This window comes from Lysobacter sp. A286 (assembly GCF_054052105.1).
Map to the genome: position 1 here is coordinate 1,281,577 of NZ_JBSVRJ010000001.1, position 18,689 is coordinate 1,300,265.

The 18,689-nt window shown below is 64.7% G+C and carries 18 protein-coding genes; 12 read left to right on the forward strand and 6 right to left on the reverse strand.

Translation table 11 applies throughout. The annotated features are described in order from the left end of the window. The first annotated feature begins 5 nt into the window (after nucleotides 1-5). The 5 genes from ACW7G0_RS05915 (at nucleotide 6) to ACW7G0_RS05935 (ending at nucleotide 4,667) form a co-directional block, all read left to right on the forward strand. Complete coding sequence (locus tag ACW7G0_RS05915) at nucleotides 6-1,304, forward strand: M28 family metallopeptidase (protein ID WP_456988275.1); 1,299 nt, start codon at nucleotides 6-8, stop codon at nucleotides 1,302-1,304. Between the two features lie 87 nt (nucleotides 1,305-1,391). Then, complete coding sequence (locus ACW7G0_RS05920) at nucleotides 1,392-2,765, forward strand: RNB domain-containing ribonuclease (protein WP_456988276.1); 1,374 nt, start codon at nucleotides 1,392-1,394, stop codon at nucleotides 2,763-2,765. 100 nt (nucleotides 2,766-2,865) lie between these two features. Next, the gene (locus ACW7G0_RS05925; RefSeq protein WP_456988278.1) at nucleotides 2,866-3,093 is read left to right on the forward strand and encodes a hypothetical protein; all 228 of its coding nucleotides are present in this window, start codon (nucleotides 2,866-2,868) and stop codon (nucleotides 3,091-3,093) included. Continuing rightward, on the forward strand, nucleotides 3,090-3,683 hold the full coding sequence (locus tag ACW7G0_RS05930) for a DNA-3-methyladenine glycosylase (RefSeq protein WP_456988280.1): 594 nt from the start codon (nucleotides 3,090-3,092) through the stop codon (nucleotides 3,681-3,683). The genes ACW7G0_RS05925 and ACW7G0_RS05930 overlap by 4 nt, the downstream gene beginning before the upstream one ends. Nucleotides 3,684-3,794: 111 nt before the next feature. Further along, a complete protein-coding gene (locus tag ACW7G0_RS05935) occupies nucleotides 3,795-4,667 on the forward strand; it encodes an NAD(P)/FAD-dependent oxidoreductase (RefSeq protein ID WP_456988281.1) in 873 nt (290 codons plus the stop codon). A 13-nt stretch (nucleotides 4,668-4,680) separates the two neighbouring features. Here ACW7G0_RS05935 and ACW7G0_RS05940 read toward each other — a convergent pair whose 3' ends face one another. The 4 genes from ACW7G0_RS05940 to ACW7G0_RS05955 all read right to left on the reverse strand — a co-directional run bounded on the left by ACW7G0_RS05940 (nucleotide 4,681) and on the right by ACW7G0_RS05955 (nucleotide 10,125). Continuing rightward, complete coding sequence (locus ACW7G0_RS05940; protein WP_456988283.1) at nucleotides 4,681-6,069, reverse strand: replication-associated recombination protein A; 1,389 nt, start codon at nucleotides 6,067-6,069, stop codon at nucleotides 4,681-4,683. An 81-nt stretch (nucleotides 6,070-6,150) separates the two neighbouring features. Next, nucleotides 6,151-6,888, reverse strand: coding sequence for a hypothetical protein (locus ACW7G0_RS05945; protein ID WP_456988285.1), 738 nt, complete (start codon nucleotides 6,886-6,888; stop codon nucleotides 6,151-6,153). 139 nt (nucleotides 6,889-7,027) lie between these two features. Then, a complete protein-coding gene (gene lolA, locus ACW7G0_RS05950) occupies nucleotides 7,028-7,648 on the reverse strand; it encodes an outer membrane lipoprotein chaperone LolA (protein WP_456989462.1) in 621 nt (206 codons plus the stop codon). A 113-nt stretch (nucleotides 7,649-7,761) separates the two neighbouring features. Continuing rightward, nucleotides 7,762-10,125, reverse strand: coding sequence for a DNA translocase FtsK (locus tag ACW7G0_RS05955; protein ID WP_456988286.1), 2,364 nt, complete (start codon nucleotides 10,123-10,125; stop codon nucleotides 7,762-7,764). A gap of 219 nt (nucleotides 10,126-10,344) precedes the next feature. Between ACW7G0_RS05955 and trxB the strand changes: the two genes are divergently transcribed. The 4 genes from trxB (at nucleotide 10,345) to infA (ending at nucleotide 13,544) form a co-directional block, all read left to right on the forward strand. Continuing rightward, nucleotides 10,345-11,301 carry a thioredoxin-disulfide reductase gene (gene trxB, locus ACW7G0_RS05960; RefSeq protein WP_456988288.1) on the forward strand — a complete coding sequence of 319 codons (957 nt, stop codon included), beginning with the start codon at nucleotides 10,345-10,347 and terminating at the stop codon, nucleotides 11,299-11,301. Continuing rightward, on the forward strand, nucleotides 11,270-12,499 hold the full coding sequence (locus ACW7G0_RS05965) for a GNAT family N-acetyltransferase (protein WP_456988289.1): 1,230 nt from the start codon (nucleotides 11,270-11,272) through the stop codon (nucleotides 12,497-12,499). Before trxB ends, ACW7G0_RS05965 begins: the two co-directional genes overlap by 32 nt. Next, nucleotides 12,468-13,211, forward strand: a complete 744-nt coding sequence (gene aat, locus ACW7G0_RS05970; RefSeq protein WP_456988291.1) for a leucyl/phenylalanyl-tRNA--protein transferase — start codon at nucleotides 12,468-12,470, stop codon at nucleotides 13,209-13,211. Before ACW7G0_RS05965 ends, aat begins: the two co-directional genes overlap by 32 nt. Nucleotides 13,212-13,325: 114 nt before the next feature. Continuing rightward, nucleotides 13,326-13,544: a translation initiation factor IF-1 gene (infA, locus tag ACW7G0_RS05975; protein WP_036193457.1), complete on the forward strand. Its 219-nt coding sequence runs from the start codon at nucleotides 13,326-13,328 to the stop codon at nucleotides 13,542-13,544. 73 nt (nucleotides 13,545-13,617) lie between these two features. On the opposite strand, the gene clpA is transcribed toward infA, so the two are convergent. Next, on the reverse strand, nucleotides 13,618-15,897 hold the full coding sequence (gene clpA / locus ACW7G0_RS05980; protein ID WP_456988293.1) for an ATP-dependent Clp protease ATP-binding subunit ClpA: 2,280 nt from the start codon (nucleotides 15,895-15,897) through the stop codon (nucleotides 13,618-13,620). Between the two features lie 73 nt (nucleotides 15,898-15,970). Continuing rightward, nucleotides 15,971-16,297: an ATP-dependent Clp protease adapter ClpS gene (gene clpS, locus ACW7G0_RS05985; RefSeq protein WP_456988295.1), complete on the reverse strand. Its 327-nt coding sequence runs from the start codon at nucleotides 16,295-16,297 to the stop codon at nucleotides 15,971-15,973. Nucleotides 16,298-16,402: 105 nt separating this feature from the next. On the opposite strand from clpS, the gene ACW7G0_RS05990 reads away from it, so the two are divergent. The 3 genes from ACW7G0_RS05990 to hflD are packed head-to-tail and all read left to right on the forward strand — an operon-like array spanning nucleotide 16,403 to nucleotide 18,620. Next, nucleotides 16,403-16,882, forward strand: a complete 480-nt coding sequence (locus tag ACW7G0_RS05990) for an NUDIX hydrolase (protein WP_456988297.1) — start codon at nucleotides 16,403-16,405, stop codon at nucleotides 16,880-16,882. After that, nucleotides 16,879-17,997, forward strand: coding sequence for a tRNA 2-thiouridine(34) synthase MnmA (gene mnmA, locus ACW7G0_RS05995; RefSeq protein WP_456988299.1), 1,119 nt, complete (start codon nucleotides 16,879-16,881; stop codon nucleotides 17,995-17,997). The genes ACW7G0_RS05990 and mnmA overlap by 4 nt, the downstream gene beginning before the upstream one ends. After that, nucleotides 17,994-18,620 carry a high frequency lysogenization protein HflD gene (hflD, locus tag ACW7G0_RS06000; protein WP_456979408.1) on the forward strand — a complete coding sequence of 209 codons (627 nt, stop codon included), beginning with the start codon at nucleotides 17,994-17,996 and terminating at the stop codon, nucleotides 18,618-18,620. The genes mnmA and hflD overlap by 4 nt, the downstream gene beginning before the upstream one ends. Nucleotides 18,621-18,689 lie beyond the last annotated feature (69 nt).

Sequence of the window (18,689 nt, forward strand, 5' to 3'; positions counted from 1 at the left end):
CGGAATTGCACGACATCGGACGGGCGCCCTCGCCCACCCGGATCGAGGCCGACATCCGCGCCCTGGTCGACTTCGGCACGCGTCACACATTGTCCGACACTAAGTCCGACACCCGTGGCATAGGGGCTGCGCGGCGCTGGATCAAGGCCGAATTCGAGCGGATCTCGCGCGACTGCGGCGGTTGTCTGGAGGTGATGGTGGTTGGCGACACCGTATCGGGCGAGGAACGCATCCCCGACCCGGTCGAGGTCGTCAGCGTGATTGCAATCCAGCGTGGCAGCAGCGATCCCAAGCGCGTGGTGGTGATGTCTGGCGATATCGATTCAAGGGTATCGGACGTGATGGATTACACCTCCGATTCGCCCGGGGCCAACGACAACGCCTCGGGCATTGCCGGAACACTGGAAGCTGCCCGGGTGCTGTCGCAGTACGAGTTCAACGGCACGATTGTCTATGCCGCGCTTGCTGGCGAGGAGCAGGGTCTGTTCGGCGGCAAGATCCTGGGCGAGTACGCGCTGGAGAACGGCTGGCGGATTGAGGCAATGCTCAACAACGACATGATCGGCAATATCGCGGGCATCAACGGCGTCATCGACAACACCACCGCACGCGTGTTCTCCGAGGGCACGCGGGTCAACGAGACGCCAGAGGAAGCACGCGCGCGCCGCTTCACTGGCGGCGAGGTCGACTCGCCCTCACGCAACCTCGCCCGCTACATCGATCGCATGGCCGACCAGTACGTGCCGAACCTGGACGTGATGATGGTCTACCGGCTCGACCGCTTCGGCCGCGGCGGCCACCACCGCCCGTTCAACGATATTGGCGCGCCGGCGGTCCGGGTGATGGAGACCAACGAGAACTACCACCGTCAGCACCAGGACCTGCGCACCGAAGACGGCATCGCCTATGGCGACACCATCGACGGCGTGGACTTCGCCTATGCCGCCAAGTTGACCGCCCTGAATGCGGTCAGCCTGGCCGGTATGGCCTGGGCGCCGCCACCGCCGGCCGAGGTCGAGATCGAGGGCGCGGTCAGCCCCGACACCACCTTGCGCTGGACCCGACCGCCTGCGAACCAGGCCCCGGACCTCGTGGGCTACCGCATCCACTGGCGACTCACGACCGAGCCGCAGTGGACCCACGGCATCTACGTAGGCGATGTTACCGAGCACACGCTGGAGAATGTCGTCATCGACAACTACTTCTTCGGCGTCTCGGCCGTCGGCAAAAACGGTGCGGAGAGTCCGGTAGTGTTTCCGGGCGCAGCCGGAAGTTTTGGCGGCTACGTTGCGAACCGACCCTGACCTCAAGCAGAAGGATAGCCAGTGCCGACGACACGCCGCTTACGCCTTGGTACTCCGCAGGATCCGGTATTGGTTCGGGGCATGCGGATGCTCCAGCAAGAACTCGAGCTGCCGAGCTCGTTTTCGCCTGAGGTCGAGCGCGCCGCCGTAACCGCGGCAGCCAACGCGCGACTGCCCGACGAGGACCGCACCGATATCGCGCTGGTCACCATTGATCCGCCCGACGCGATGGACCTGGACCAGGCGCTGTTTGTCGAGCGCAATGGCGATGGCTACCGGGTCCACTATGCGATTGCCGATGTCGCCGCATTTGTCAGCGCCGGCGATGCGATCGATCTGGAGGCCAACCGTCGCGGGGAGACGTTGTATGGCGCCGACAGCAAGATTCCGCTGCACCCCAAGGCGTTGTCCGAAGACGCCGCCTCACTGCTGCCCGGGCAGGTGCGGCCGGCCTTGCTGTGGACGATCGACCTGGACGCCGGCGGCGAAGGCGTCGCCGTGGAAGTGCATCGTGCCCGGGTCCGCAGTCGGGAAAAGCTTGATTACGCCGGCGTGCAGCACGAGATCGACAGCGGCAAGGCTGACCCGATGTGGGCAGTCCTGCGTGAGATTGGCGAGTTGCGGGAGATGCGCGAGCGACGTCGTGGTGGCGTCAGCCTGCCACTGCCGGAGCAGGAGGTTCGTATTGACGGTGGTGCGTGGACGATTGAATTCCGTGCCCGTCATTCGGTCGAGAACTGGAACGAGCAGATCTCGCTGTTGACCGGCATGGCGGCCGCCCACCTGATGGTGCAGGCCGGGGTCGGTTTGCTGCGCACCCTGCCCGATGCCGATCCGCGCGCCATCGCCCGGCTCCACCGCACCGCCGACGCGCTGGAGATTGACTGGCCCGAAACACTCTCCTATCCCGACTTCATCCGCTCGCTCGATCCACGCGAACCACGCGACGTGGCGATGGCCACCGCGTGCACCTCGGTATTGCGCGGAGCGGGCTATCTCGCGTTCACCGGCAGCGTGCCCGAGGATTCGCGGCATTCGGCGCTGGCGGCCCAGTACGCCCACGTCACCGCGCCATTGCGACGACTGGTGGACCGTTACACCGGCGAGACCTGTGTCGCGCTATGTGCAGGAACAGCGGTACCGGAATGGGTGCTGGATGCCCTATCCGGCCTGCCGGCGACGATGCAGGAGTCCTCACGGCGTGCAAGCCGCTACGAGAACGCCGTGCTTGACCTGGCCGAAGCGACGGCGCTGGCGCCGCGCGTGGGTGAAACGTTCGCCGGCGCGATTGTCGAGGTCAATCCGAAGAATCCGGCCCAGGGTGAGATCATGTTGCGCGATCCGGCCGTGCTGGGACGCGTGAGCGCGGATTCCGATCTGCCACTGGGAGCCAAGGTACGCGTGCGGCTTGCACAGGCGGACCCGGTGACGCGCAGGATCCGTTTTGAACTCGTGACCTGAGCCGCTCCCGGCCAGCGAACGCCGCCTGGCTGTCGCACCTTCACACCCGGGTCCCGGGAGCTGTCGTAGGTTTTAATCGATTTCATTCGGGAGTTTCCCCATGAGCAATCGAGACCAGAAAGACCCGCCTGGGAGCGATTCCAAACCGCGCCCGCCGCAGGGACCGGAATCAGCGGCGGAGCGCCGGCAACGCGAGCAACACCAGAACGAGAACCAGGATGAGGCCTTGGAGGAAACCTTTCCCGCAAGTGATCCGGTCTCGCCATTCGTGGCTGCCAAGCGACCCGACCCCACCAAGACGAAGACCCGATCAAGCTCGCAAGATTGAGTGCCCCTGTCCGCCGCCGTACCGCGCTGCCGCGAAAGTTCTACCGGCGCGACCCGCGTCAGGTTGCCCCGGAACTGCTCAACAAGGTCCTGGCGGGACCGGACGGGCGCAGCGGACGTATTGTCGAGGTCGAGGCCTATTGCGGCGAGGTGGATCCCGCCGCGCACACCTACCGTGGCCGGACCGCGCGCAACGCGACGATGTTCGGGCCGCCGGGACACCTGTACGTGTATTTCACCTACGGCATGCACTGGTGCGCCAACGCGGTGTGTGGCGACCCGGGCGAAGGGGTCGCCGTGCTGCTGCGAGCGTTGGAACCGCTGCAGCGGCTGGATCTGATGTACGACGCCCGACCAGCGGCGAGGCGCGAGCGCGACCTGTGCAGCGGCCCGGCCCGCCTCACCCAGGCCATGGGCATCGGCCAGGCGCAGGACGGCGACGACCTGTTGGCTGGGCCCTACCGGATACTCGACGACGGCACGCCCCCGCCCGACAACCCGTTCGTGACCACACGCGTCGGCATCACGCGAGCGGTCACCGAACCCTGGCGTTGGTATGTGCGCGGTAACCCGCATGTATCGCGACGTTAATGCGCACACCGTCGCGTTGGCGCGGGGCGAATATTCGCCAGTCGACAGCCTGTTCCATGAGGTCATGCAATGACTGTAGATAGCCCTGATACGAGCTGCCTGGATTGTCTGGTGGTCGGCGCCGGCCCTGCTGGACTGACCGCGGCGACTTACCTGGCGAGGTTCCGCCGCAACGTCGTGGTCGTCGACGCGGGCGATAGCCGCGCCGGGTTGATACCGGCCAGCCACAACTGCCCCGGCTTTCCCTTCGGTGTCGCCGGCAATGAACTGCTGGCGAAGTTTCGTGCCCATGCCGAGGAGTACCGGGTACCGCTGTTGAACGCACGGATCGAAGTGCTGGAGCTTCAAGGCGAGACCTTCGTCGTCAGCGCCGGGAATCGGCAATGGCGAGCACGCAGCATTATCCTGGCCACCGGCGTGGTCGACCGCCTGCCGGATCTGGACGGTGTGCAGGACGCAATTTCCAGCGGCGCAATGCGCCTTTGCGCGGTGTGCGACGGTTACGAGGCCAAGGACGATACGATCGCGGTGTTGGCCCCGGGCCAGGATGCCGTCCGTCATGCCGAATTTCTACGGACGTTCTCGCGCAGTGTCACCGCGATCGCGACCGACGACCTCGCCGGCGATACGGCTTTGCACCGGCGCGCGAATGCGGGCGGGATCGCTCTTTGTCCCACGCCGGCGCGTTGGGAGTTGATTGAGGGCGCGTACGAAGCTTGTTTTCATGACGGCGCCCGTCGTCGTTTCGACACGCTCTACCCGGTGCTCGGCGCGAACGTCCAGTCGGGGCTCGCGTCGGCGCTTGGGGCGCAGATAGACGATGAAGGCGCCTTGGTCGTCGACCAGCACATGGAAACCGGAATCCGAGGCGTTTTTGCCATCGGCGACGTGGTCAGTGCGCTCAACCAGATCAGTGTCGCGGTGGGTCACGCCGCCATTGCTGCAACCGCCGTGCACCGGAGATTACCGCCCAATCTCCGCTGAGCGTTCCCATCAATCATGTTTCGTCGGCACCGGGGTCCGCACGCGCCGCCTTGCGCGCGGCGCGCAGTCGGTCGAGTTTTTCTTTTAGCTTGACCTCCATGCCCCGCGCCACCGGCTGGTAGTACACGCGCTCGCCCATCGCATCGGGAAAACCGGTCTGGTCCAGCGCGATCCCGCCGTCGGCGTCGTGGTCGTACTGATAGCCCTTGGCGTAACCCAGCTCCTTCATCAGCTTGGTGGGTGCATTGCGCAGGTGCAGCGGGACGTCCTGGGTACCGTACTGGCGCACGTCTTTCTTGGCCGTATTGAAGGCGACATAAACCGCGTTGGATTTGGCGGTGCTGGCCAGGTAGATCACCAGTTGCGCCAACGCTAGGTCGCCTTCCGGACTGCCGAGGCGGTCATAGGTGTCCCAGGCATCGATCGCCATTTGCTGCGCGCGCGGATCTGCTAGGCCGATGTCCTCGGTGGCCATGCGGGTCAGTCGACGGGCGAGATAGGCCGGGTCGCAGCCGCCATCGATCATCCGGGTGAACCAATACAGGGCGGCATCCGGGTTAGAGCTGCGCACTGATTTGTGCAATGCCGATATCTGGTCGTAGAACTGCTCGCCGCCCTTGTCGAAGCGCCGGGTGCGGTCGGCCAGCACCTGGCTCAGGGTGGCCTCGGTAATCTCGCCCTGCTCGCCAGACGCAAGCTCGGCGGCTATCTCGAGCAAGGTCAGGCCGCGACGGACGTCGCCATCGGCGGCGCCGGCGATCTGCATCAACGCCTCGTCGGACACCTTCAGGCCCTGCCCGCCCAGTCCGTCCTCAGCGTCATCCAGGGCCCGCTGCAATGCGACAGCGATGTCCTGGGCGGACACCGCCTCCATCACGTGCACGCGGCAGCGCGACAGCAACGCGGAGTTGAGTTCGAAAGAAGGGTTCTCGGTGGTCGCGCCCACGAACAAGATGGTGCCGCGCTCGATGTGCGGCAGGAAGGCATCTTGCTGGGTCTTGTTGAACCGATGCACCTCATCGACGAACAGCACCGTGCGCCGACCTTCGGCGAATCGCTGTGCCGCCTCTTCCAGCACCACCCGGACCTGCGGCAAGCCGGACAGCACGGCGGATATCGCGCGGAATTCGGCGTCGGTGTACTGCGCGAGCAACAGCGCGAACGTGGTCTTGCCACAGCCCGGCGGCCCCCACAGGATCATCGAATGGGCGTGGCCGGACTCGACCGCCCGGCGTAATGCGGAACCAGGGGAAAACAGGCGGCGCTGGCCGACCATCTCGTCCAATGTGTCGGGTCGCATGCGCTCGGCCAGCGGTCGCATTGCCCGGTTTTCCACGCTGAGCAGGTCTGCAGGGGGACCGGCGAGATCGATCTTGGGTGAACGGATTCTGGGCAACTTCATGCCGCTCAAGTAGTCGGGTGGGCGTCGACCAGCGTAACAAAGGACGCGCATCTCGAGTGCGCGCTGGCACCCACCGTCGAGCTAGTTGCTGGCGACGGCGGGCTCGGCTTGTTCGGCCCAGTTTGAAGACGTACCCAACTCGTAGTCCACGCGCAGCCATTCCCCGGTGTCGCGGTCGTACAACGCGGAAACCTGGGCCGGCGTAGTGCCTTCACCGGAAAATTCAGCGATGCCCAGTGCCTTCAGCTGCACGAAACGTTGGTCGGAAGCGGTCGTGGTAACGCGTTCAATCAGCAATTGCACCGATTGCTGGGAAAATTCACTGGCCAGGGCGGAGTTCACTTTGCGGTCCAGTGCGCGCGCGAGATCGGAATCCAGTTGCAGCACCTCGCCGGCCTGGCCATCGTTGAGCACCAGCACCGGACGGCTCACGCTTGCGGTGGCGGTGTCGTACAACGCGTCGAAGCTCATCGCGATCCAGTCGGTTGCATCGCCAATGCGCAAGCGACCGCTGCCGGACACGCTGCGGTCGCGCACGCTGAGTGGTGCGACATGAACCTTGTCCAGGGTGACCTCAACCCTGCGCGCACCGAACTGATCGCTGATCGCGCCGATCAGTGCCGCTGCCACCGCGCTATCCATCGCCTGCCCGCCTTCACCACGCGACTCGGGGGCATGCAGCGCCTGCGCCTGAAGCTGCGGTACGACCGGCACCGGCACCGGGCGCTGGGCAAGGGCCGTGGTGCAGAACAACCCGGCGGCAGTCATCGCGACAACCGCAAGCGGGCGGATAGACAAGTGGGCGAAGTGATGGCGCATCTGGCGGTTCCTGCGGTATCCGGGAGATACCTTGGAGACCAGCATGGCGCCGTAGCCGTCGACAGATCGTGACGCCAAGTTATTGAATATGAACGGTTTGTCTGTTCACGCCGGGCTCACGGAACAAACAAGGGCTTCGTCAGCGCTCCCCAATTACATCCACGCCTTCCGGGGGCGTGTAGCGGAACGTGTCCGCCGGGAAGCCAGGGTTGCGTTGCCACTGCTTGAAGGTGATCTCGGTGCGCTGGCCGACGGCGTCGTTCACTTCCATCTGCACCAGTTTGCCGTCGTCAAAACCCAGTCGGGCCGAACGGAAACTGGCCTGGTTGTCGTCGTTGGGTGCCAGACTCAACCACTCCAGGCCATCGGTGGCGCCGAGCTCCTTGACCACGAACTGCTTGTCCAGCTTGGCCGGCTCGAACAATGCCGCCAAGGGACTGCTGCGCTCTTCCACGCCTTGCGGACGCACCGTCACCTGCTCCAAGTCGGGGTCGTAGATCCAGACCTTTTCACCATCGGCAACAATCAATTGGGGATAGGGTTTCACGTATTCCCAGCGAAACAGATGCGGCACGGACAGCTGCACATGACCGGTGGAGGTTTCCTTGAGCTTGCCCTGGGTGTCGTAAACCTGCTGGGTGAACTGGCCATCAAGCCCTTCCAAGCCCTTGGTGAACGTATCGAGATCGTCGCGCGCGCCAGCCAGTGCGCTGCCCGCGACAACGGTGCCCAGCAGCAAACCGGTACTCCAGCGAATCATCTGGTTCATGCAGTCGATCTCCAGTCGTAGTCTGGTTACGAGTGTGTAGTGGTCAAGCTGAATGCGTGCCCGACGTGATCGTCAACATTCAGCGTGGCGCGGCCGGACGGGAGTCAATCGCGGGGCGGTGGCGGTGCCAGGACGCTGCGGTCGCCATTGTGCTCCGGCGGGGTGACGATGCCGGCCGCTTCCATGGCCTCGACCAAGCGCGCCGCACGGTTGTATCCAATTTTCAGCCGCCGTTGCACGCCGGAAATCGACGCACGCCGGGTCTCCGTGACCACCCGCACGGCCTGGTCGTACAGCGGGTCGGATTCGTCCCCGCTGCTGGCCGTCTCGGGCAGGCCGGTGGCGCCCACCACGACACCATCGCCCATCGTCTGCACATCCTCCAGAACACCGTTGATGTAGTCGGTGCGACCGGTCTGCTTCAGGAACTCGACCACGCGGTGGACTTCTTCATCGGACACGAACGCGCCGTGCACGCGCTCGGGCATTGCCGTGCCTGGCGGCAGGTACAGCATGTCGCCGTTGCCCAGCAGGGTTTCGGCGCCGGACTGGTCGAGGATGGTGCGCGAATCGATCTTGCTCGATACCTGGAACGCGATCCGGGTCGGGATATTGGCCTTGATCAGACCGGTGATGACGTCCACCGACGGGCGCTGGGTGGCGAGGATCAGATGGATGCCGGCGGCGCGGGACTTCTGCGCCAGGCGGGCGATCAACTCCTCGACCTTCTTGCCGACGATCATCATCATGTCGGCGAATTCGTCGATGAAGATCACGATGAATGGCAACGGCTCCAGCAGCGGCGCAACCTCGTTGATCTCCGGGTTGGGCTTGAACAGCGGGTCGCTCATCGGCTGCCCGGCGTCGCTGGCGTCGCGCACCTTCTTGTTGAAACCCGCCAGGTTGCGCACCCCCACCGCGCTCATAAGCTTGTAGCGCCGTTCCATCTCGGCCACGCACCAGCGCAGGCCGTTGGCGGCCTCCTTCATGTCGGTGACCACCGGCGCCAGCAGGTGCGGAATACCTTCGTATACCGACAGTTCCAGCATCTTCGGGTCGATCATCAACATCCGCACGTCCTTGGCGGACGCCTTGTACAGCAAGCTCAACACCATCGCGTTGACACCGACCGACTTGCCCGAGCCGGTGGTGCCGGCAACCAGCAGGTGCGGCATCCGGGCCAGGTCGGCGACCGTCGGACGGCCCCCGATATCCTTGCCCAGCGCGATCGTCAGCGGACTGCTTGCCTTGTCGTACTCCTTGGAACGCAGCAGCTCGGACAGGTAGATCATCTCGCGCCGGGTATTCGGCGTTTCCAGGCCAATCACCGCCTTTCCCGGGATGACGTCGACCACGCGCACCGACTTGACCGACAGCCCGCGAGCGATGTCCTTGTCCAGCGAGCTGATCTGGCTGACCTTGATCCCCGGCGCCGGCTCGATCTCGAACCGGGTAATCACCGGGCCCGGATACGCACCCACCACGGTGGCGTCGATGCGGAAATCCTTGAGCTTGAACTCGATCTGCCGCGACAGGGTCTCCAACGTATCTGCGTTGTAGCCCTTGGGCTGCGGCTTTGGATCGTCCAGCAACGACAGCGGCGGAATGCCGGTGCCGTCGCTGACGTTGAGCAGGGGGATCTGTTGTTCGCGCTGGGCGCGGTCGCTACGTTCCACGGCGGCCGGTGCCGGCGGCTCGATCTTCACCGGCGCTCGCTTGGCCCGCAGCTCGCTGTCGACCTTGCGTACTTCGCCGCGCTCCTCGCGCAGGGTTCGGGTCTGTTGCCACTCGCTGGCTTGTTGGCTGCCCCGGCGGAACAGGCGCGAAAGCACGGGCCCCAGCGCCAATACCCACTGGCCCACCCGATCCATCACGTTCAGCCACGAGATCCCGGTCGCCAAGGTCACCGACACCAGCAGCAAGGCAAGCAGGAACAGATTGCCTCCGACCGGGCCGAAGCCGCTGTACAACGAGCGGCCGACCAGCTGCCCGAGGATGCCACCTGCGCCGGCGGAAAAATCGATCACCGAGCCCACGCGCAGTTGCAGCAGCCCGGTGGCCGATACCAGGAAGCCGACAATGCCAACCAGTCGCAACGCCGGACCGAGGTCGGCGTCGCCATCACCATCCACGTCCATGCCGAACAAGGCGATCCACGCCACCAGGGCAAGCATCACCGGCAACAGGAACGCGACGTAGCCGGTCAAATACAGCAAAACATCCGCCAGCCACGCCCCGACCCGGCCGCCCAGGTTGTGCAGTGGTGCGGTGATGCTGCCGGACTGCGACCAGCCCGGATCATTGGGCGAGAAGGTGACCAGGCTCGCCAGCAGGTACAGCAACAGCGGCGCGATCACGATCATCGCAATGTCGCGCATCAACCGCTGCCGCCGTGGCGACGGTGTGGCGTCCGCCCTCGGAGTGGTCGTCGCTTTTTTCTTGCGTGCTGCTGTGGACGCTTGCGCCACCGTGATGTTCTGCCTTAGCTAGGTTGTGTTAGTCATTGAATATACGCGAAAAACCGTTGTCAACCGACCCCTGCCCCACACGGCCCCACTGCAACGCTGCGTCTTCGTGTCCGCCTTGTGTTGCCGGGACGCCGCCTCCAAGCTATGGGCCATGCCGGTCGCCGATGCGGCCCTGTCCTGCGCCGATGCGGCGCACTCCCAACCGTTGCGATTATACCCATGACCCCAAGCAAGCATGCCCGTCTCATCATCCTGGGCTCCGGCCCGGCCGGCTGGACCACGGCCGTCTACGCTGCCCGCGCCAACCTCAAGCCATTGTTGATCACCGGGTTGCAGATGGGGGGGCAGTTGATGACCACCACCGACGTCGACAACTGGCCCGGCGATGCCCACGGCCTGCAGGGGCCAGACCTGATGACGCGGATGCAGGCCCATGCCGAGCGTTTCGATACCGAGGTGGTGTTCGACCAGATCCATTCGGCCGACTTGTCTCAGCGGCCATTCCGCCTCATCGGCGACAGCGGCGAATACACCTGTGATGCGCTGGTGATCGCCACCGGCGCCAGTGCCAAGTACCTGGGTATCGAGTCCGAGACCAGGTACATGGGCAAGGGCGTCTCAGCCTGCGCGACCTGCGATGGCTTCTTCTACAAGGAACAGGAAGTGGCGGTGATCGGCGGCGGCAACACCGCGGTTGAAGAAGCGCTGTACCTGTCCAACATCGCGCGCAAGGTTTACCTGGTGCATCGTCGCGACAGCCTTCGGGCCGAGAAGATCCTCCAGGACAAACTGTTCGCCAAGGCCCAAGCCGGCAAGATCGAACTGGTCTGGGATCACACTGTCGAAGAAGTATTGGGTGATGACAGTGGCGTCACCGGCATGCGCCTGCGCTCGACCAAGGGCGACCAGAGCTTCCGTGATATCCCGGTCAACGGCTTCTTCGTCGCCATCGGGCACACCCCGAACACTTCGCTGTTCGAGGGCCAGTTGGAGATGAAGGGCGGCTATCTGCAGATCAAGTCGGGGCTGGATGGCAATGCGACCCAGACCTCGGTCCCCGGCGTGTATGCCGCCGGCGACGTGGCCGATCAGGTCTACCGCCAGGCAATCACCTCGGCGGGCTTCGGCTGCATGGCGGCGCTGGATGCGGAGAAGTTCCTCGACCAGGGTGAGTAGCCGAACCCGCATCATCGCGAGCCTCAACGACGTCCCCGCCAGGCAATGGGACGCGCTGCACGACGGCCGCAACCCGTTCGTTGCCCATGCGTTCCTGGCGGGCATGGAGCAACACGGTGTCGTGCGCCCGGAGTGGGGCTGGTCGCCCAGGCACCTGACGCTGTGGCAAGGCGATGAGCTGCTCGCCGCCGCGCCGGGATACCTGAAAGACAATTCCCACGGCGAGTTCGTGTTCGACCATGCCTGGGCGCATGCCTACGCCGAGCACGGGCTGGATTACTTCCCCAAGTGGCTGTGCGCCGTGCCCTACTCGCCCGTCACCGGACCACGCCTGCTGGTGCGCGACCCGGCGCATCGGTCGTTGTTGCTGGAGGCGATGGCCGAGCTGGCCGCACACGAAGGCGTGTCTTCCGCGCACGTCAATTTCAACGACAAGGACGAAGATGCGGCGTTCGAGCCGGCAAGCTCCACGCCACCAGGTGCCAGCGGTGAGTGGTTGCAACGCATCGACATCCAGTACCACTGGCATAACCGCGCAGGCTGGTCCGATTTTTCGGACTACCTGTCAGCATTCGACCACAAGCACCGCAAGAACATCCGCCAGGAGCGCGCCCGGGTTGCCGGTGCGGGCGTGACCTTCCGGGTGGTCGAGGGCGGTGACGCCAGTGCTGCCGACCTGGCCGACATCCACCGGTTCTACCTGTGCACGTTCGCCGATTACGGTAACCACCCGACCATAACTTTGGCGTTCGTTCGCCACCTGGCGCAGGCCATGCCGCGCTCACTGGTGCTGTTTTTTGCCGAGCGCGATGGGCGTCCCGTGGCCGGCGCCCTGTGCCTGCGCGGTGGCGATACGTTGTACGGCCGATACTGGGGCGCGACCGAGGCGATTCCCGGGTTGCACTTCGAGACTTGCTACTACCAAGGCATCGATTACTGCCTGCGCGAAGGGCTGACCCGGTTTGAGCCGGGCGCACAAGGGGAGCACAAGTTGGCGCGCGGGTTTCTGCCCGCGCTGGTGCGTAGCCGCCACTGGATTGCTCATCCCTCGTTCCGCAACGCGCTGGGCCATTGGTGCGAGCAGGAGCGCGCCGTGATCAATCGCCATGCGACGACCCTGGCCGGCCGCTCGCCGTTCAAGCAGCCGTCCGGCGACAATATCGACCATGCCGATCCACCTGCCCCGACTGGCCACTGACCCCGGCTCGCCCTTCCCCGACCCGCGCACGGCCCTGCGGGAACCGGACGGTTTGTTGGCGATGGGTGGCGACCTGTCCCCACAGCGGCTGCTCAACGCCTATGCGGGCGGGATATTCCCGTGGTACTCCGATGGCCAGCCGTTGCTGTGGTGGTCGCCGGACCCGCGCACCGTGTTCCGTACCGACGCGGTGCACCTGTCCTCCCGGTTTCGGCGATCGCTGCGCCAGTCCGACTGGCAGGTCACCGCCGATGGCGCGTTCGACGAGGTAATCCGGGCCTGCGCCCTGGCACCACGTCCGGGCCAGCCCGGGACGTGGATCACCGCGGAGATGCGCCAGGCCTACAGCGATCTGCACCGCCTCGGCCACGCCCACTCCGTCGAGGTGCGCAACGGCTCGGAACTGGTGGGAGGCCTGTACGGTGTTTCGATCGGCCGGATGTTCTTTGGCGAAAGCATGGTCAGCCTGGCGTCGGGTGGCTCCAAGGTCGCCTTGGCTGCCCTCGCCGCCCGCCTGCATCAATGGCGCTGGCCGCTATTCGATGCACAGGTTGAGAATCCACACCTGCTGAGCCTGGGCGGGATGTCGTGGCCACGCGAGCGGTTCCTCACCCAGGTCCGGTTGCTGGTCTCGCGCCCCGTGGCGGCGACGTCGTGGGCGCCACGATTTGGCACGCTCCGTGCGCGGGAGCTTGCGCTGCCGTTGACTTGATACGCGCCGGGTACATCCACGACATCAGAATTTTGCCTCGACACAGCAACCGTGTCATGATGCTCGGCTTCGCGGCTGCATTTTTGCGCCGCCCGCAACAAACGCAGGAAACACATGGCAAAAGACGACGTGATCGAATTTGAGGGCACGGTGGCGGAAACCCTTCCGAACACCCTGTTCCGCGTGCGCCTCGAAAACGGGCACGAGATCATCGCCCACATCTCCGGGCGCATGCGCAAGAACTACATCCGCATCCTGACCGGTGACAAGGTCAAGGTGGAGATGACCCCGTACGACCTGACCAAGGGAAGGATCACCTACCGCAACAAGTAATCGCGGTGGTGCATGCGTAAAAAAGGCGACCCATGGGTCGCCTTTTTCGTTTGGCGGCCTGCTCCGTACCCGCCTATTCCACGGTAACGGGCAGCAGCTTTTCCGGCTCGGGCTGCGCGTCGATCACCAGCTCGTCGTCCTTTACCTGGACCGTTACCCGGCCACCAGCCACCAGCTTGCCGAACAGCAACTCGTCCGCCAGCGGGCGCTTGATCTTGTCCTGGATGACCCGCGTCATCGGTCGCGCACCCATCAATGGGTCGAAACCATGCTGGGCCAGCCATTCGCGCGCTTCCGGGGTCGCCGTCATGGTGACGCCCTTCTCGTGCAACTGGGCTTCCAGCTCGATCAGGAACTTGTCGACCACGCGCAGAATGTGCTCGAAACCGAGTGCATCGAACTGGACTACGGCGTCCAGCCGGTTGCGGAACTCGGGGCTGAAACCCTTGCGGATTGCCTCCATCGCATCGGTGCTGTGATCCTGCTTGGTGAAGCCAATCGTCCGCCTGGCGGCCTGGGTGGCCCCGGCATTGGTGGTCATCACCACGATCACGTTGCGGAAGTTCGCCTCCCGGCCGTTGGTGTCGGTCAGCGCACCGCGGTCCATCACCTGCAGCAGGATGTTGAAGATGTCCGGGTGGGCTTTTTCCACCTCGTCCAGCAGCAACACGCAATGCGGGGTCTTGACGATCTTCTCGGTCAGCAAGCCCCCTTGGTCAAAGCCGACGTAGCCGGGAGGCGCACCGATCAGGCGCGACACCGAATGCGACTCCATGTACTCGGACATGTCGAAGCGGACCAGCTCGATGCCCAACTGCAGCGCCAACTGCTTGGTCACCTCGGTCTTGCCGACCCCGGTCGGGCCTGCAAACAGGAAGTTGCCGATCGGCTTGTCGGGACTGCCCAGGCCGGAACGTGACAACTTGATCGCTGACGTCAGCGAATCGATGGCCGGGTCCTGGCCGAAGATCACCATCTTCAGGTTGCGCTCCAGGTTGCGCAGCACGTCCTTGTCGGTTGCCGAGACCTGGCGGGCCGGGATGCGCGCCATCTTGGCGACGATCATCTCGATCTCCTCCACGTCGATGGTCACCTTGCGCACGCCTTCCGGCAGCAGGCGCTGGCGTGCCCCGGCTTCATCCATTACGTCGATCGCCTTGTCAGGCAGCAGCCGGTCGCCAATGTGCTTGACCGACAGATCTACCGCCGCCTGCAGCGCGTCATCGTCGTAGGTGACCCCGTGGTGGGCCTCGTAACGCGCCTTGAGCCCTTGCAGGATCTCGACGGTCTCGCCAATGGTCGGCTCGACGATGTCGATTTTCTGGAAGCGCCGTGCCAGCGCCCGGTCCTTCTCGAAGATGCCGCGGTACTCCTGGAACGTGGTCGAGCCGATGCAACGCAGGTCGCCCGAGGACAGTGCCGGCTTGATCAGGTTGCTCGCATCCATCGTGCCGCCGCTCGCGGAGCCGGCGCCGATGATGGTGTGGATCTCGTCGATGAACAGCACCGCACCGGGATGCTTCTTCATCTGCGCAAGAACCGCCTTGAGGCGCTTTTCGAAATCGCCACGGTACTTGGTGCCGGCGACCAATGCGCCCAGGTCCAGCGCATAGATGGTCGCGTCGGCAAGGACTTCGGGCACGTCGCCGTCGACGATGCGCTTGGCCAGGCCTTCGGCGATCGCGGTTTTCCCGACGCCGGCCTCACCGACATACAACGGGTTGTTCTTGCGGCGGCGGCACAGCACCTGGATGGTGCGTTCCACCTCGTCCATCCGGCCCACCAGCGGGTCGATTTTGCCATCGCGGGCGCGCTGATTCAGGTCGACGGCGAACTCGTCCAGTGCCTCGGCCTTGGCATCCGCATCGCCGTCCGCTGGCCGGGCTTCGCCGTCGACCGGCTGGCTGTCGCCATCGTCACCCTGGCGGGCAATCCCGTGGGACAGGTAATTGACCACGTCCAGCCGCGCGATGTCCTGCTGGTTGAGGTAGTAGACCGCGTGCGAATCCTTCTCGCCGAAGATCGCCACCAGCACGTTGGCGCCGGTGACCTCCTTGTTGCCCGACGATTGCACGTGGTACACGGCGCGCTGCAGTACGCGTTGGAATCCCAGCGTCGGCTGGGTGTCGCGATCGATCTCGTCGGGCAACACCGAGACCGAGGTCGCGATGGCCTGTTCCAGATCGCCGCGCAGGCGCGGAGCGTCCGCGTCGCACGCCTTGAGCACGGCCTCCGCAGAGGGGTTGTCAAGCAGTGCCAGAAGCAGGTGCTCGACCGTCATGTACTCGTGGCGCGCCTCACGGGCGCGCTTGTAGCACTGGCCGATGCTGAACTCGAGATCCTTGCTGAACATGAAGCGATGCCTCCGAAAAGCTACTGCTACCCAAGATGGGGATGCCAGCCCGCTTTTCCATGCCGGCTATCGGTTACGCCCTCTCCATCGTACATAGCAACGGGTGTTGATTCAGCCTGGAGAATTCGTTGACTTGCGCTACCTTCGATTCGGCCACTTCCCGGGTGAACACACCGCATACGCCACGGCCACGGGTGTGCACGTGGAGCATGATCTGGGTGGCGTTCTCGGCGGTCATCGGGAAGAACCGCATCAGCACCTCGACCACGAAATCCATCGGGGTGTAATCGTCGTTCAGCAGCAACACCGAATACAGCGGTGGGCGGGCGGTTTCGGGCTTGGCGGCCTCGACCATCGTGCCATGGCCATGGTCGTGTTCGTGTTCGGCAGGTCTGGACATGGCCGCATTGTAAATGCTCGCGCCCGCGGTGGGCGGATGGCCGGACGATGGACGCCCGGCCGGAGCACCGGCAAAATGGGCGAAACACCATTGGTTGAATGAATCTTGAGTTATCGCGAAGGCCGCTTCTGGCAACCCGACGTGACCGTGGCCACCGTCGTGGTCCGTGACGGGCAGTTGTTGATGGTCGAGGAAGCTTCCCGCGGACGCTTGGTATTGAACCAGCCTGCCGGGCATCTGGAGCCCGACGAGAGCCTGGAGGACGCCGCGCTGCGCGAGACACGCGAGGAGACCGGCTGGGAGGTGCGTCTGACCTGTTTCATCGGTGCGTATCAGTGGAAAGCGCCACCCGGCCCAGATGGTGGCGAGGGCCGCCATTACCTGCGCTTTGCGTTTGCCGCGGAGCCGGTCGCCCATGATCCCGACCGCAAACTGGATGTCGGTATCGCGCGGGCACTGTGGCTGGCCCCGACCGACCTGCAGAACCAGCTCGACCGCCACCGCAGCCCGTTGGTCTGGCGCGCCGTTGTCGACTACCTGGCTGGCCGCCGTCATCCGCTGTCCCTGGTGCAGCAGCTGGCGTGAGCACTCCCGGCACCATCGTGGGCATGTCCGGCGGTGTCGACTCGTCGGTGGCCGCATTGCTGTTGCGCGATGCCGGTGAACCAATCGCCGGGCTGTTCATGCAGAACTGGGCGGAGGATGGCAGTGGCGACTGCCGGGCCGAGGACGACCGCCGCGATGCGGTCGCGGTATGTGGCCGGCTCGGCATCCCGATCCACTTCCGCGACTTTTCCGGCGCGTACTGGGACGGCGTGTTCGAACATTTCCTTGCCGAGTATGCCGCCGGGCGCACGCCCAATCCCGATGTGCTGTGCAACCGGGAGATCAAGTTCAAGCATTTCCTGGACGCGGCCCGCGACCTGGGTGCGGACTTCATCGCCACTGGACACTACGCCCGTATCACGCGCGATAACGGACGCTGCCAGCTATTGCGTGCGGTAGACAGCAACAAGGACCAGAGCTACTTCCTGCACCAGCTCGGGCAGGCCCAACTGGCGGCCACCCGTTTTCCGCTGGGTGAGCTGGACAAGGCCGACGTGCGGCAGATGGCGCGCGATGCCGGCTTCGCTACCGCCGCCAAGAAGGACTCCACCGGGATCTGTTTCATCGGCGAGCGCGACTTCCGTGAGTTCCTCGGACGCTATATCCCCGCCCGCACCGGCGAGCTGCGCACCCCTGCCGGGCAAATCATCGGCCATCATCCCGGCGTGTTCTACTTCACCCTGGGCCAGCGCGAAGGCCTCAACATCGGTGGCGTACGCGGGTTTGCCCAGGCGCCGTGGTACGTGGTGGGCAAGGACATCGCCAACAACGTGCTGTATGTCGAACAGGGCAGCGACACACCATGGCTGGCGTCGCGGTTGCTATGGTCCGAAGCCGCACACTGGATTGCCGGGAGCGCACCAGCGTCGCGGTTCACCTGCACCGCCCAGACCCGTTATCGCCAGACCGAAGAGGATTGCGAGGTCACGGTAAACGAGGACGGCACCCTGGCGGTTTGCTTTGACCGGCCCCAGCGTGCGGTGACTCCAGGTCAGTCGCTGGTGCTCTACGACGGACAGGTCTGCCTGGGCGGTGCCATCATCGCGACCACTGACGCTCCACTTGAACAACGCCTGAGGGCCAATGCTGCATGACTGATCACCGTGACAACCCCCTTGGCGAACGCGTACTCGCGTTGGCCGGCATGCTCCAGGCGCTGGCCCAGGTGCGCCGCATTGCCGATACCGGCCAATCCAACGCCAACGTGGTCGACACCATGCTCGACTCGGTGTTCCGGATAGATGCCTCAACCACCGAGGAAGTCTATGGCGGTCGCGCGTCGCTGCGTCCGGGGCTGACGTTGCTGCGCGACTATTTTGCCAAGAAGAAAAGCCACGATGAGCACCTGCCCCGGCTGGCGTTGGCCGTAATCCAGCTTGAACGCCGCTTTGTCGCCGACGGTGCCATGGCCCAGCGCGTGCAGCAGGGAATCCTTGTCCAGGCCGAAGCGGCGCAACGGCTTGGCCGTAGTCATCCCGATGTGTTGTCGGGACTGGGAAGCCTGTACGCCGACACCTTCAGCCACCTGCGTCCACGGGTACTGGTGCAGGGCAACCCCCACTACCTGGGCCAGCCCGCCGTCGTCGCCGAAGTGCGCGCGGTGCTGCTTGCCGCGGTGCGCTCGGCCGTGTTGTGGCGGCAGCTGGGCGGCAGCATGTGGGACTTCCTGCTGCGCCGTCGTGACATGGCGGCACAGGTGGAAACGTTGCTGCGCTAGGCGATCATGGCCCGCTCCCAACGGGCCGCCGCAGGCGATAAATAGCGATTTCCGGCATAATAGGAAGAT

What these genes read in the sequence shown, in the direction of transcription:
- trxB (WP_456988288.1), top strand. Translation starts at nt 10,345, where the DNA reads ATGACCCCAAGCAAGCATGCCCGTCTCATCATCCTGGGCTCCGGCCCG.
- clpS (WP_456988295.1), bottom strand. Translation starts at nt 16,297, where the DNA reads ATGTCCAGACCTGCCGAACACGAACACGACCATGGCCATGGCACGATG.
- clpA (WP_456988293.1), bottom strand. Translation starts at nt 15,897, where the DNA reads ATGTTCAGCAAGGATCTCGAGTTCAGCATCGGCCAGTGCTACAAGCGC.
- ACW7G0_RS05920 (WP_456988276.1), top strand. Translation starts at nt 1,392, where the DNA reads ATGCTCCAGCAAGAACTCGAGCTGCCGAGCTCGTTTTCGCCTGAGGTC.
- hflD (WP_456979408.1), top strand. Translation starts at nt 17,994, where the DNA reads ATGACTGATCACCGTGACAACCCCCTTGGCGAACGCGTACTCGCGTTG.
- ACW7G0_RS05965 (WP_456988289.1), top strand. Translation starts at nt 11,270, where the DNA reads ATGCGGAGAAGTTCCTCGACCAGGGTGAGTAGCCGAACCCGCATCATC.
- ACW7G0_RS05940 (WP_456988283.1), bottom strand. Translation starts at nt 6,069, where the DNA reads ATGAAGTTGCCCAGAATCCGTTCACCCAAGATCGATCTCGCCGGTCCC.
- infA (WP_036193457.1), top strand. Translation starts at nt 13,326, where the DNA reads ATGGCAAAAGACGACGTGATCGAATTTGAGGGCACGGTGGCGGAAACC.
- ACW7G0_RS05925 (WP_456988278.1), top strand. Translation starts at nt 2,866, where the DNA reads ATGAGCAATCGAGACCAGAAAGACCCGCCTGGGAGCGATTCCAAACCG.
- lolA (WP_456989462.1), bottom strand. Translation starts at nt 7,648, where the DNA reads ATGATTCGCTGGAGTACCGGTTTGCTGCTGGGCACCGTTGTCGCGGGC.
- ACW7G0_RS05945 (WP_456988285.1), bottom strand. Translation starts at nt 6,888, where the DNA reads ATGCGCCATCACTTCGCCCACTTGTCTATCCGCCCGCTTGCGGTTGTC.
- aat (WP_456988291.1), top strand. Translation starts at nt 12,468, where the DNA reads ATGCCGATCCACCTGCCCCGACTGGCCACTGACCCCGGCTCGCCCTTC.